Source organism: Nocardia sp. NPDC046763 (assembly GCF_040645495.1).
Classification (GTDB): Bacteria; Actinomycetota; Actinomycetes; order Mycobacteriales; family Mycobacteriaceae; genus Nocardia.
This window is the reverse complement of the sequence record NZ_JBEYYI010000007.1, coordinates 142,361-155,509: the sequence shown is the minus strand read 5'-3', so window position 1 is coordinate 155,509 and position 13,149 is coordinate 142,361. Positions and strand designations below refer to the sequence as shown.

Annotated in this window: 13 protein-coding genes; 6 read left to right on the top strand and 7 right to left on the bottom strand. The window is 67.8% G+C overall.

Going from position 1 to position 13,149, the window contains the following annotated elements:
• Positions 1 to 2 precede the first annotated feature (2 nt).
• Both ABZ909_RS14345 and ABZ909_RS14340 read left to right on the top strand, forming a co-directional pair.
• The gene (locus tag ABZ909_RS14345) at positions 3 to 290 is read left to right on the top strand and encodes a YiaA/YiaB family inner membrane protein (protein ID WP_356998865.1); all 288 of its coding nucleotides are present in this window, start codon (positions 3 to 5) and stop codon (positions 288 to 290) included.
• A gap of 253 nt (positions 291 to 543) precedes the next feature.
• Complete coding sequence (locus tag ABZ909_RS14340) at positions 544 to 1,026, top strand: hypothetical protein (protein WP_356998862.1); 483 nt, start codon at positions 544 to 546, stop codon at positions 1,024 to 1,026.
• Positions 1,027 to 1,117: 91 nt separating this feature from the next.
• Here the strand turns inward: ABZ909_RS14340 and purL are convergent, their stop codons facing one another.
• Entirely contained in the window at positions 1,118 to 3,412 is a 2,295-nt protein-coding gene (gene purL / locus ABZ909_RS14335; protein ID WP_356998859.1) for a phosphoribosylformylglycinamidine synthase subunit PurL, read from the bottom strand.
• A 190-nt stretch (positions 3,413 to 3,602) separates the two neighbouring features.
• Here purL and ABZ909_RS14330 point away from each other — a divergent pair, with 190 nt between their 5' ends.
• Positions 3,603 to 4,859, top strand: coding sequence for a glycosyltransferase 87 family protein (locus ABZ909_RS14330; protein WP_356998856.1), 1,257 nt, complete (start codon positions 3,603 to 3,605; stop codon positions 4,857 to 4,859).
• 132 nt (positions 4,860 to 4,991) lie between these two features.
• Here the strand turns inward: ABZ909_RS14330 and ABZ909_RS14325 are convergent, their stop codons facing one another.
• The gene (locus ABZ909_RS14325) at positions 4,992 to 6,305 is read right to left on the bottom strand and encodes a M18 family aminopeptidase (RefSeq protein WP_356998853.1); all 1,314 of its coding nucleotides are present in this window, start codon (positions 6,303 to 6,305) and stop codon (positions 4,992 to 4,994) included.
• Between the two features lie 35 nt (positions 6,306 to 6,340).
• The gene (locus tag ABZ909_RS14320) at positions 6,341 to 6,778 is read right to left on the bottom strand and encodes a MarR family transcriptional regulator (protein ID WP_356998850.1); all 438 of its coding nucleotides are present in this window, start codon (positions 6,776 to 6,778) and stop codon (positions 6,341 to 6,343) included.
• Positions 6,779 to 6,825: 47 nt separating this feature from the next.
• Here ABZ909_RS14320 and ABZ909_RS14315 point away from each other — a divergent pair, with 47 nt between their 5' ends.
• Positions 6,826 to 7,893 (top strand): substrate-binding domain-containing protein, encoded by a 1,068-nt coding sequence (locus ABZ909_RS14315; RefSeq protein ID WP_356998848.1) that lies wholly within the window; start codon positions 6,826 to 6,828, stop codon positions 7,891 to 7,893.
• A 25-nt stretch (positions 7,894 to 7,918) separates the two neighbouring features.
• Here the strand turns inward: ABZ909_RS14315 and purQ are convergent, their stop codons facing one another.
• Together purQ and purS are read right to left on the bottom strand one after the other, a co-directional pair.
• The gene (gene purQ / locus ABZ909_RS14310) at positions 7,919 to 8,596 is read right to left on the bottom strand and encodes a phosphoribosylformylglycinamidine synthase subunit PurQ (RefSeq protein ID WP_356998845.1); all 678 of its coding nucleotides are present in this window, start codon (positions 8,594 to 8,596) and stop codon (positions 7,919 to 7,921) included.
• Positions 8,593 to 8,826, bottom strand: a complete 234-nt coding sequence (purS, locus tag ABZ909_RS14305; protein WP_040803258.1) for a phosphoribosylformylglycinamidine synthase subunit PurS — start codon at positions 8,824 to 8,826, stop codon at positions 8,593 to 8,595. Before purS ends, purQ begins: the two co-directional genes overlap by 4 nt.
• Before the next feature lie 152 nt (positions 8,827 to 8,978).
• Between purS and ABZ909_RS14300 the strand changes: the two genes are divergently transcribed.
• Positions 8,979 to 9,623 carry an MBL fold metallo-hydrolase gene (locus tag ABZ909_RS14300; RefSeq protein ID WP_356998842.1) on the top strand — a complete coding sequence of 215 codons (645 nt, stop codon included), beginning with the start codon at positions 8,979 to 8,981 and terminating at the stop codon, positions 9,621 to 9,623.
• Between the two features lie 98 nt (positions 9,624 to 9,721).
• Here ABZ909_RS14300 and ABZ909_RS14295 read toward each other — a convergent pair whose 3' ends face one another.
• Both ABZ909_RS14295 and ABZ909_RS14290 read right to left on the bottom strand, forming a co-directional pair.
• Positions 9,722 to 11,104: a dipeptidase gene (locus ABZ909_RS14295; RefSeq protein ID WP_356998840.1), complete on the bottom strand. Its 1,383-nt coding sequence runs from the start codon at positions 11,102 to 11,104 to the stop codon at positions 9,722 to 9,724.
• Between the two features lie 12 nt (positions 11,105 to 11,116).
• Complete coding sequence (locus ABZ909_RS14290; protein ID WP_356999250.1) at positions 11,117 to 11,413, bottom strand: glutaminase; 297 nt, start codon at positions 11,411 to 11,413, stop codon at positions 11,117 to 11,119.
• Positions 11,414 to 11,630: 217 nt separating this feature from the next.
• Between ABZ909_RS14290 and ABZ909_RS14285 the strand changes: the two genes are divergently transcribed.
• Positions 11,631 to 13,115, top strand: coding sequence for a glutamate decarboxylase (locus ABZ909_RS14285; protein ID WP_356998837.1), 1,485 nt, complete (start codon positions 11,631 to 11,633; stop codon positions 13,113 to 13,115).
• Positions 13,116 to 13,149: the final 34 nt, after the last annotated feature.

Sequence of the window (13,149 nt, the reverse complement as noted above, 5' to 3'; positions counted from 1 at the left end):
CCATGAGCACCCCGAGCGCACAAACCAAGAGCACCACCGCGTTTCTGGCTCAGGCCATGATCGCCTTCGGAATCAGCTTCTCCGCCTTGGTCATCGGCATCGCCTATCTCCCCCTCGACATCTGGCAGCGCGGATTCCTGTTGATGGCAACCCTGTTCCTGGTGAGCAGCTGCTTCACCCTCGCAAAGGTGATCCGCGACCAACACGAATCCTCGAAGGTCCACCACCGCATCGACGAGGCCCGCATGGAAAAACTGATGGCCGAGCACGACCCCTTCAAAATCAACTGACCCGTCCGGCCCAGGACGACGAGAGCCCGCCGAACGAGGGGTCCGGCGGTCTCTCGTCATGTCCACGGGCTGCGGGCGATTATGTCGAAAATCACTGCGCGCGAGCACGATACGACTGTCTGTTTTCCGACGGAAGGTTCACCGCCCTGGATAAGCTGCACCGTTCCTCTTGATAAACAGGGGGCTTTCACAAGTGGAGAAACGAAGTATGAAAATGTCGGTCCTCGGTCGATCGAGTGTCGGGTTCGCTGCCATGGCAGCGGCAGGGGTGGCCACGATCGTGACAGCCGCGACCGCGTCCGCGGGGGTGGTCTCCACCTTGCAGCTTCAGGCCTCACAGGCCTACTGCGTCGGCACCACGTACACCATCACGCTGGCCGCCGCCGATGCCACGGCCCTCATGGCCCAGGCGTCGGGCTACCAGGACATCACGTTCCAGTGGGCGCCGTATCCGCAGGGTACCAACACCCAAATCGCCACTCTGCCATACGTCGCAGGCCAGGGTATGACCGTGAAATGGACGCCTACCTATGTAGGAGCCACAACCCTCGTGGCGTACGCCTACGACCCGACGCTCGGGCCCAACGCCATCATCGATGACATGCTTCCCAACATCAACGTCGTTCAGACCGCTCCCACTGGAGCCAGCTGCACACCGACCCCGGCCTCCGGCGGAACGGGTAGCGCGAACTCGATTCCGGTCATCGGCCCGCTGCTGAGCAGCCTGTCCCAGTAATCGCGCGGCGCTGAGAACGAGAACGCCCGCCGAATCCGGTACGAGGAGTACCGGATTCGGCGGGCGTCGTTGTCTCTGGCGAGCCGCCGGATCAGTGGTCGGAGGTGCCGAACAGGGCCGGGAGGGTGCCCTCGTGGGCGGCGCGCAGGTCGTCGAGCTTCACGCTGAACTGGCCCTGGACCTCCACCGAGTCCGAGCCGTCGTCGACCACGCCGATGCGGGCCCACGGCAGGCCGCGGGCGTCGCACATCTTGGTGAAGCGGGTCTCCTCCGAGCGCGGCACGGCCACCAGGACGCGGCCCGCGGACTCGGAGAAGAGGGTGACGAACGGGTCGGCGCCCTCGGGAATAATGATGCGGCAGGCGGTTTCGCCGGCCAGCGCGGCCTCCACGACGGTCTGGATCAGGCCGCCCTCGGAGACGTCGTGGGCGGCGGAGACCATGCCATCGCGGGAACCCGAGACGAGGATCTCGGAGATCAGCTGCTCGCGGGCCAGGTCGACCTGGGGCGGCAGACCGCCGAGGTGGTCGTGCTCGACCTGCGCCCAAATGGAGCCGTCCAGCTCGTCGCGGGTCTCGCCGAGCAGGATGAGGGTCTCGCCCGGCTCGGTGCCCAGGCCGGTCGGGATGCGGCGGTGCACGTCGTCGATGACGCCGAGCACACCCACCACCGGGGTCGGCAGGATGGCGGTCTGGCCGGTCTGGTTGTAGAAGGACACATTGCCGCCGGTGACCGGAATGCCCAGGGCCGCACAGCCGTCCGCGAGGCCGCGCACGGCCTGCTGGAACTGCCACATGACACCCGGGTCCTCCGGGGAGCCGAAGTTGAGGCAGTTGGTGACGGCCTTCGGGGTGGCGCCGGTGACGGCGACATTGCGGAAGGCCTCGGCCAGTGCCAGCTGTGCGCCGGTGTACGGGTCCAGCTTGGTGTAGCGGCCCGAGGCGTCGGTGGCCAGCGCGATGCCGCGACCGGTCTCCTCGTCGATGCGGATGACACCGGCGTCGGCGTGCTCGGCGAGCACGGTGTTGCCGCGCACGTAGCGGTCGTACTGCTCGGTGATCCACTTGCGCGAGCACAGCTGCGGGCTGGCCAGCATCTTCAGCAGGGTGTCACGCAGCTCGTCGCCGGTCTTGGGCCGGTTCAGGCGCGCGGCTGAATCCGCGTTCAGCGCATCCTGATCCGCGGGACGCTCGACCGGGCGCTCGTAGACCGGGCCCTGGTGGGCGACGGTGCGCGGCGGCACGTCCACCACGGTCTCGCCGTGCCAGGTGATGATCAGTCGCTCGCCGTCGGTGACCTCACCGATGACGGTGGCGGTGACGTCCCACTTCTTGCAGACGGCCATGAAGGCGTCCACGTTCTCGGGGGTGACGACCGCGCACATGCGCTCCTGCGACTCGCTCGAAAGGATCTCGGCGGGAGTCATATTGGCGGCGCGCAGCGGCACCTGGTCCAGTTCGATGTGCATGCCGCCGTCGCCGGCCGCCGCGAGTTCCGAGGTGGCGCAGGACAGTCCGGCGCCGCCGAGGTCCTGGATGCCGACCACCAGTCCGGCGTGGTACAGCTCGAGACAGCACTCGATGAGGACCTTCTCGGCGAACGGGTCGCCGACCTGGACGCTCGGGAGCTTCTTACGGCCGGAACCGGATTCGTCGCCGGAGAAGGTGTCCGAGGCCAGCACGGACACGCCGCCGATGCCGTCGAGACCGGTCCGCGCGCCGAACAGGATGATCTTGTTGCCCTGGCCGGAGGCGAAGGCCAGGTGCAGGTCCTCGACCCGCATGACGCCCGCGCACAGCGCGTTCACCAGCGGATTGCCCTGGTAGGACGAGTCGAACACGGTCTCGCCGCCCACATTCGGCAGGCCCAGCGAGTTGCCGTAACCGCCGACGCCGCGCACCACACCGTCGACCACGCGCCGGGTGTCCGGGTGATCGGCCGCACCGAAGCGCAGCTGGTCCATCACCGCGATCGGGCGGGCGCCCATGGCCATGATGTCGCGCACGATGCCGCCGACGCCGGTGGCCGCGCCCTGGTAGGGCTCCACATACGAGGGGTGGTTGTGCGACTCGACCTTGAAGGTCACCGCCCAGCCGCCGCCGATGTCCACCACACCCGCGTTCTCGCCGATGCCCGCGAGCATCGACTTCTTCATCTCTTCGGTGGTGGTCTCACCGAAGTAGCGCAGGTGCACCTTGGAAGACTTGTAGGAGCAGTGCTCCGACCACATCACCGAGTACATGGCGAGCTCGGCATCGGTGGGACGCCGGCCCAGGATCTCCTTGATCCGGGCGTACTCATCGTCCTTGAGGCCGAGTTCCTTGTAGGGCTGCGGGTGGTCCGAGGTGGCCGCGGCGTTGCTGACGGTATCGACGTGGCTGGTCACGGGAATACCAGAGTCCTTTCGGCCGGGCAGGTCGGAAGCGAAAGCCGGCGTTGCTGGATGTCGGCGAGATACAGGCCGAGTCTAATTGCCGGGAAATCTCACACTTGCGCCGCCTGTCGCTGTGTTCGGGAGCACACCTCGGCGTGAGCCGAGAACCGAAGTCACGACCGCTGCCCGCTACTCTGTCCGGGTGAACGATCGATCCGGGGTCGCGGATCCGACCGAGAAGCCCGTGACCACGCCTGGAGGGCTGACACGGCGGCAGAGGCAACTGCTGGCAATCGCGGTCGCGCTGTTCGCGATATCCGCGGTGATCAGTTTCGCGACCCTGTGGCACGGGTTCATCGACCTGCAGGTGTATCGGAACGGCGCGCGGGCCTGGCTCGACGGCAAGGATCTGTACGGGCCGATGCCGGCGGTGTACGGGATCGGGTTGCCGTTCACGTATCCCCCGCTGGCCGCGCTGTTCTTCGCGCCGCTGGCCATCATGCCGCTGGCCGTCGCGGAGTGGGCGGTGCTCGCGGTCTCCATCGCCTCGCTGGGCGCGACACTGTGGGTGGTGCTGGACCGGATCCGGCCGAGCCTGGCGCGGCAGACCCGGCTGGCCGTCGTCATCGGCGCGGTCGGATTGCTGCAGCTGATGGAGCCGATCCGCGAGACCTACGGGTTCGGGCAGATCAACCTGGTGCTGATGGCCGCGGTGGCGCTGGATTGCCTGGTGCGCAAGCCCTTCTGGCCGCGCGGCATGCTGATCGGCATCGCCGTGTCGGTGAAGTTGACCCCGGGCGGCTACCTCCTCTACTTCCTGCTGCGCAAGGATTGGAAGGGCGCGATCACGCTGGTGCTGTCCGCGATCGGCGCGGTGGCGGTGGGATTCGTACTGTTCCCGAAGGATTCGCCGCAGTACTGGTTCCACACCCTGTCCGATACCGGCCGCATCGGCCCGCCCTGGTATGCGGGCAACCAGTCCATCAAGGGCTTCGTGTTCCGGCTCGGCTACTCGACCTCGATCTCGACGCTGATCTGGCTGACGCTGTCGGTGGCCGCGGTGGCGCTGGCCGCCCTGTGGATGAAGCGCCTGCTCGATGCCGGTGCGACGGTCGCGGCCCTGATGGTGAATGCCGCTGCGGTGCTGCTGGTTTCCCCGGTCTCCTGGTCGCACCACTGGGTGTGGATCGCGCCCGCGCTGCTCGTGGCCGCCGACGCCGTCGCCCGCGGCCGCCGCAACCCCTCGTTCCTCGGCGCGGTCGGCCTGGCGGTGGTCATGTTCGCCATCGGGCCGATGTGGCTGCTCCCCCACAACCACGACCGCGAACTCACCTGGAACTGGTGGCAGCAGATCGTCGGCAACAGCTACGTCATCTTCACCTTCGCCATCTTCGTGGTGGCCGCGCTGAGTTACCACGCGAAGCCCGACCCGGCCAGAGCCGAAGCGCTGAACGCATAGATCCCGTGCGGGATCCCCAAAGCGACAACTGATCTCGCAAGGGTCGGGTAACTCCCCGGGTACGCCCGAAATCGGTTCGGCACCCGACCGCCGGCACGCGCGCGAAAGCCGCGACGGCTCCCAGGCCGCGCGCTAAAGGCCCGGAGAGGCGGTGAGGAACGCCGCGAGAGCAGCGGCGTATGCGGGAACGTCTGCGGCGCCCATCATTTCGCGCGCCGAGTGCATGGCGAGCTGGGCCGCGCCGACATCCACGGTGGACATGCCGGTGCGGGCCGCGGTCATCGGTCCGATGGTGGAGCCGCAGGGCAGATCGGCCCGGTGCACGTAGCGCTGCAGCGGGACGTTCGCCTGCGCGCAGGCGAGGGCGAAGGCGCCCGCGCCGGCGGCATCCGTGGCGTAGCGCAGGTTCTGGTTGACCTTGAGCACCGGCCCGCCGTTCACCTCGATGCGGTGCGAGGGCTCGTGCCGGTCCGGGTAGTTGGGGTGCGTCGCGTGCGCCATGTCGCCGGAGGCGCACACCGAATCCGCCAGGGCCGCCAGGTATTCCGCGCGTCCGCCGCCGCGGGCCAGCACGATGCGCTCCAGCACCGTGGAAAGCAGCCCGGATTGGGCACCGCGGTCGGACTGGCTGCCGACCTCCTCGTGGTCGAACATGGCCAGCACCGGCGTCGCCGCGCCGGGTGCGGCGACGGCGGCCAGGAAGGCATGCAGCCCGGCGTAGCAGGTGCCCTGATTGTCCAGCCGGGGCGCGCTGATCAGGTCCAGGTCGCGCCCGATCAGCCTGGAGGGCACCAGATCATGGGTCATCAGCTCCCAGCCCAGTACCGCGCCCGGATCGATGCCGGAGCGTTCGGCGACGAACGCCAGGAACGAGCGCGGCTCGCCGCCGATCCCCCACACCGCATTCACGTGCCGTTGCGGATCCAGCTGCACGCCGCGCCGGTCGTCGGAGAGGTGGATGGCCAGCTGCGGCACCCGCAGAATCGGTTCGTCGATGCGAATCAGCTGCTCCCGCACCGTATTTCCGTCGCGCACCGAAAGTCGCCCGGAGATGCCGAGATCGCGGTCCAGCCACGAGTTCAGCCAGGCGCCGCCGTAGGGCTCCAGCCCGACCATCTGCCAGCCCGCCACGGCGGTGTCCGGATGCTGCTTGACCCGCAGATTGGGGCTGTCGGTGTGGGCGCCGACCACCCGAAAGGGGGCGGCCGGCCCGGCGCCGGTGGGCGCGTCCGCGCCGCCGTCGGCCCAGGCCACCAGGGAACCGGCGCGCACCACGTAGTAGCGGCCCGCGCCGCCCGCGGGCCAGGGCGACGATTCGGACAGCCGGGTGAAGCCGTGCGCGTCGAGTTCGGCTGCGACAGTTCGGCAGACGTGGAACGGCGAGGGGGAGGCATCGATGAATGCGCACAGGCCTGTGGCGGTCGCGGTGGTCTCGGCAACGGGCATGGGCTCGATCCTAGGCAACCATGATCAGCGCCGTGCTAGTCCGGTAGCGGTGCCTCGGCGACGCGGCCCAGCAGCCGCACCAGCTCCAGATAGTCGTCACTTCCGAGACTGCGGCGCATTTCGGCCTCGGCTCGCGCCTCCTCGGCGCGCACCTCCTCGACCAATTCCTCACCGCGGCGGCTCAATCCGATCAGGATACGCCGGCGATCGTCGGCCGCCGCGACCCGGAAGATGAGCCCGCGCTCGGCGAGATGGTCGGCGTGCCGGGTGGCCGAGGACGGCGGCAGCTGCGCCCGCGACGCCAGCTCACTCATGGTGATGCCGATGTCAGCGGACAGATTGGTGAGCATGCACCACTGGTCGGCGGTGAGTCGCCTCGCACACAATGCGGCGTCCAGGTGACGAAGCCAACTCCGCTCGGCCGCTCGGAGGGCTCCATGCAAGGTGGAAAATCCACCTAGAATTGTCGCCATATTTCCCGCCCGTCAGAAAACCGCTTGAACGAGGGGAAGGGTAGCCCATGTCCCCGTTCGGCGGGAATCCCGAGAACATCATCGAGATCATCAACATAGTTCCGCAGCAGGGACCCGGCGGTATCTTCGCGCCATCCTGTGAGGCCGCCATTTCTCTGGCATTGGAAGAAATCAACTCCGGTTCCGGAATTCTGGGAAGGGAATTGCGCGTCACCCACATTGACGGCGGGCGCGAACCCCACCTGGTGGCCGGAGAGGTGGCGGCGCTGCTGGCCACCGGCATGGTGCACGCGGTCACCGGCTGGCACACCTCGGCGGTGCGCCGCGCGGTGGAGCGGGTGACGGGCGGGCGGGTGCCGTATCTGTTCGCCACCGATCACGAGGGCGTGGAGTCGGTCCCGGACGGGCTGTTCATGATCGGTGCGGATCCCGAACACCAGATCGTGCCCGCGCTGGACTGGCTGCGGCGGTCCTTCGAGGCCCGGCGCTGGGCGATCATCGGCAACGACTACGTGTGGCCGCGGCGCACCGCGCAGGCCGTGCGCGCGGCGCTGCAGGATCCGGAGCTGATTCCGCTGGAGATGTTCATGCCCATGGGCACCCGGGATTTCGGCCGGTTCCTCGACGATCCGCGGCTCGATCGGGCCGACGGGATCATCGTGCTGCTGGTGGGCGCCGATGTCGCCCGCTTCAACCTGCAGTTCTCCCGGACCGGGCGGTCCGGCCAGCAGGTGCGGGTGAGCCCGGCCGTGGACGAGAACGTGCTGCTGGCCGCGGGCGGCGGCGCGAACCACAATCTGTTCGTGCCGTCGGGCTTCTTCGTGAACGGACCGCACGATCGGGAGCGGCTGGACCGCTATCACCGGCTGCACGGCTGGTTCGCGCCCACGCTCACCAATTTCAGCAATACCAGCTACGAGGCCATCCACACCCTGCGCGGCATGGCCGAGCTGGCCGGATCGCTCGAGGTGCGGCGCATCCAGGCCGCGGTGGCGGACCGGCGGGCCGTCGAGACCCCGTGGGGTGAGGTCGCTTTCGAGGGAGTACAAGCAATCCGCCCGACCTGGCTGGCCAGGGCGGGCGGAGTCGACTTCGAAATTCTGGACGGGATCTAGTCCCGCCTGGCGTGGAGCTGTTCGGCTACGCCTTGACGAGGCTGTCCAGCACCGAGAGGAACAGGCCCAGGCCGTCGTCGCTGGGGCCGGTGAGCGGCTCGGTGGCGTGCTCGGGGTGCGGCATCAGGCCGACGACCCGGCGATCGGCCGAGGTGATGCCGGCGATGTCGCGCTGCGAGCCGTTGGGGTTGCCGCCCGCGTAGCGGAACACCACGCGGCCCTCGCCTTCCAGCTGGTCGAGCACGGCGGTGGACGCCTGGTAGCGGCCCTCGGCGTTCTTGACGGGGATGAGGATCTGGGCGCCCGGCTCGTAGCGGGTGGTCCAGGCGGTGTCGGTCTGCTCGACGGTCAGCCACTGGTCGCGGCAGACGAAGTGCAGGCCCTCGTTGCGGGTCAGCGCGCCGGGCAGCAGGCCCGCCTCGCAGAGGATCTGGAAACCGTTGCAGATGCCCAGGATCGGCATGCCCTGCTCGGCGGCCTTGATGACCTCGCCCATGACCGGGGCCATGGACGCGATGGCGCCGGCGCGCAGGTAGTCGCCGTAGGAGAAGCCGCCGGGGACGACGACCGCGTCGACCTGCTTGAGGTCGGCATCGGCATGCCACAGCGAAACGGGCTCGGAACCGGCCAGTTTCACCGCCCGGGCGGCGTCGACGTCGTCGAGCGTGCCCGGGAAGGTGATGACACCGATGCGGGCGCTCACAGCCGGACGACCTTCCAGTCCTCGATCACGACATTGGCCAGCAGCGATTCGGCGATCTGCTCCAGGTCGGCGTCGGTGACATTGTCATCGACGTCGAGCTCGAATCGCTTGCCCTGCCGCACATCCGAGATGCCGGGGTGCCCGAGACGCCCCAGCGCGCCGACAATGGCTTGTCCCTGCGGATCCAGGATCTCGGCCTTCGGCATCACCTCGACCACGACACGTGCCACGCGTTGCTCCTCAGCTGGTGGGGCGGCGCCCGGCATACATGCCTGCCGGGCGGGGGTATCGCTGATCAGCGTAGTTGGCGGGGGCGGCGGACATACCGCCGGGTCGTGCCGTCCGTGGTCTACACCACAGCCTCGCGGGCTACCGTTGATTCATGCGCATAGCCCATTTCGGACATTCCTGCATTCTCGTGGAGCTCAACGGCAGCAAGATCCTGTTCGATCCGGGCAATTTCTCGCACGGATTCGAAGGCCTCACCGGTCTGGATGCCATTGCGGTGACGCATCAGCATCCCGATCACATCTGCCCGAATCGGATCGACGCGCTGATCGAGGCAAATCCGCAGGCCAGGCTGCTTTCCGATCCACAGACCGCACTGCTGCGGGGCGAGCCGTGGGAGCCGGTTCACGCCGGAAATGTTCTCGAGGTCGGTGATGTCCAAATTACCGGCGGTGGTGGCCGGCACGCGGTCATCCATCCGGAGATCCCTGTTATCGACAACACTGTCTTCCAACTCGGCACTCCGGACGATCCCGCACAACTCGTCCATCCCGGTGATTCACTCTGGGTTCCGCCGACTCCGGTCGGTGTTCTCGCCATTCCCGCGGTCGCTCCGTGGATGCGCATCAGTGAAGCCGTGGACTACCTGCGTGCGGTAAATCCGCGTGTCGCGTTCCCGATCCACTACGGCATCATCGCCCCCGAAGCACAGGGCATCTATTTCGGTCGGCTGAACGAAATGAGTCCCGCCAATACCGAATTCAAGATCATCGAACCCGAGGATCACGCGGAATTCTGATGCCGCACCGCCGGACAGGAGCGGCCACCGCCCGGCGGCACGAGCTGTGTAACCCAGTGCGGCCGAGGCGGACTCGTGGCGAATCCGCCTCACCGACGTCACCGGTAGGAGGCCAGGAACAGCGCCTCGGCCAGGGCCATGTGCTCGATCTCCGTCGGATCGACGCTCTCATTGGGCGCGTGGATCAGGCACTTCGGTTCCTCCACGCCCATGAGCATGATCTCCGCCTGCGGATAGGTGTCGGCGAAGACATTGCACAGCGGGATCGACCCGCCCTGCCCCTCGGTGGTGGCGGGACGGCCGTAGGCCGCCTCCATGGCCGCCGACATGGCCCGCCGCGCCGGGCCGTCCGTGCTGCCGACGAACGGCGAACCGGTCGCCTCGGTCTCGACCGTCACCTTCGCATGCCACGGCACGTGTGACTTCAGGTGCGCGGTCAGGGCTTTCAGCGCATCCTCCGGCTTGGTGCCCGGCGGGATGCGCAGGTTGAGTCGAGCCCGGGCCCTGGGCTGGATGGCCGCCGAGGAGCCGACCACGGGCGGGACGTCCATACCGAGCACCGTGAGCGCCGGACGGGCCCACAGCATGTCGGCGACCTCGCCATCGCCCAGCAGCTGGACGCCGTCGAGAACGCCCGCGTCGGAACGGAATTGGTTCACCGGATATTCGTGCCCCGGCCAGACCTGGTCATTGCGCAAGCCGTCGATAGTGGTGTTGCCGTCGACGTCGCGCAGGGTGCCGAGCAGGTGGATCATGGCGGCCAGCGCGTCGGGCGCGGGACCGCCGAACATGCCGGAATGCATGGGGCCGGAGAGGGTTTCGACGGTGACGACCACATTCACATTGCCGCGCAAGGTCTGGGTGAAAGTGGGCACGCCGACCGCGAAATTGCCGCAGTCGCAGATGAGCAGGGTGTCGGCGCGCAGCAGGTCGGCATTACCGGGCACGAACTCCTCCAGGCCGCCGGTGCCCTGCTCCTCGGAGCCCTCGGAGACCAGCACCAGCCCGACCGGATAGTCGTCGCCGTACACCTTGCGCAGCGCCCGCAGCGCGGTCAGGTGCACGACGATATTGCCCTTGCAGTCGGCCGCGCCGCGCCCGTACCAGCGGCCGTCCTGCTCGGTGAGCTGCCAGACCGGCGTCTTCCAGGCGGCGTCGTCCAGCGGCGGCTGCACGTCGTAGTGGCAGTACAGCATGATGGTCTGCGCGCCCTGCGGGCCCCGGCTGCGGGCCACCACGGCATTGCTGCCGTCCGGGGTCTCGTGCAGACCGACCTCGGTGAGTCCCTCCGCCTCGAACGCGTCGGCCACCCACCGCGCGGCCTTCTCGCACTCCTCGATCGGGAACTGCCGGGGGTCGTACACCGATTTGAACGAGACGAGCTGCGCGAGATCGCTTTTCGCACGCGGCATGAGCTCCTTGACGGCGGCGCGCAGCGCGGCCACCTCCGAATCCTCCTGCACCCCTGCGGTTGTGGTCATGAATCCTCCTGATCACTTGGCGGTATCGGGTTTCACGGTCTCACCTTTCTCCAGGTGACCGGTTGTTCCCAGGTAGGACGCCAGCTTGTCGAGCAGTGGTCTCGATGGCCGGCGCGGTCGGGCCGGGTTGCCGGTTTCCGCTCGTAGCAGAACTCGCAGCGCGTTCACGGCTTCGCCGGTGTCGGTCAGCAGCTGATCGGCAACCACGCTGGCCCCGGCATTGACGAAGGGGTTGCGCGGAATCCCGTGCTCCAGTTGCAGTTCGATCAGGTCGCTGAAGGCCGTGCCGGCGGGATCGACCTGGGCCAGGCCGGGAAGGCAATCGGCGACCGCACCGTCCCGAGGTGCGGGTGCGTGGCGGACATCACCTGCGCTATGACATGCTGATAGCCCATAGTGCCGAATAGTAACCGTTCCGCAACTTTCTCTTGATTACGAAACGGTAGCTCGCTGAACCAGTTTCGATCATGACGGGCTGGCTACCATCATCTCGGCAAACCCCTGCCGAATCTCGATCGGAGGCCACATGACCGGTACCACGGAACCCGACGACGTCTTCGCGATGCCCGGCATCAAACGCGCCGCTCCGCACCGCGGCTTCCCGGAGCATGAGATCTTCCCACAGGTCGCCTACCAGATCGTCCACGACGAACTGCTGCTCGACGGCGTCTCCCGGATGAACCTGGCCACCTTCTGCACCACCTGGGTCGACGACCAGGCCAGGCGGCTGATGAACGAATGCCTTGACAAGAACATCGTCGACAAGGACGAGTACCCGCAGACCGCTGAACTCGAACAGCGCGGCGTGCACATGCTCGCCGACCTGTGGAACTCCCCAGATCCGCTGGGCACGCTGGGCACCTCCACCACCGGGTCCAGCGAGGCCGCCATGCTGGGCGGCCTGGCCGCCAAATTCCGCTGGCGCAAGCGCGGCGGCACCGGCACCCCCAACTTCGTGTGCGGCCCGGTCCAGGTGTGCTGGGAGAAGTTCGCGCGCTACTTCGACGTCGAGATTCGCCAGATCCCGCTGCGCGGCGAGGGCTACACCATGCACCCAGACGACGTCGCCGCCTACTGCGACGAGAACACCATCATGGTGGTGCCCACCTTCGGCCAGACCTTCACCGGCCTGTTCGAGGACGTGGAGGGCATCAGCAAGGCGCTCGACGCGCTGCAGGCCAGGACCGGACTCGACATCCCCATTCACGTCGACGCGGCCAGCGGCGGCTTCCTCGCCCCGTTCTGCGCACCCGAAATCTGTTGGGATTTCCGGCTTCCGCGGGTCAAGTCCATCAACGCCTCCGGCCACAAGACCGGTCTCGCGCCGCTGGGCGCGGGCTGGGCCATCTGGCGGACCAAGGAGGATCTGCCCGCAGAGCTCATCTTCAACGTCGACTATCTCGGCGGCAATATGCCCACCTTCAACCTGAACTTCTCCCGGCCGGGCGGGCAGGCCGTCACCCAGTACTACGAGTTCATCCGGCTGGGCCGCACCGGCTACCGCAATGTGCAGACCGCCATCTACACCGCAAGCCAGCACCTGGCCAAGGGCATCGCCGAGGCCGGGCCGTTCGAGCTCATCCATGATGCCGATCCGCGGCGTGGCATCACCGCGGTCTCCTGGAAACTGGCCGACGGCGCCGACTACAACCTCTACGACCTGTCCGATCGGCTGCGCACCCGCGGCTGGCTCATCGCCGCCTACCCGCTGCCCGCCGACCGCGAGAACGAGATCATCATGCGTGCGGTGCTGCGCCACGGCTTCACCATCGACATGGCCGACCTGCTGCTCGCCGACCTGCACCGCAGCCTGAAGGTGCTCGACAAGCACCCGATGAAGACCTCGCTCACCCGCGAGGAGGCGGGCGGCTTCCCGCACAACGCGCGCGCGGCCGTCCCCGCCCCCAAGGCGAAACCGGTACGGGCCAAGGCCGATGGCAAGACCGCGGCCAACGGCACGAAGGACCGCGCGAAGGCCAAGACCACCAAGTCCAAAGCCGGCAAGAAGTGAGCGCGGCCGAGAGTTCCGCCGCCGCCGGGATTTC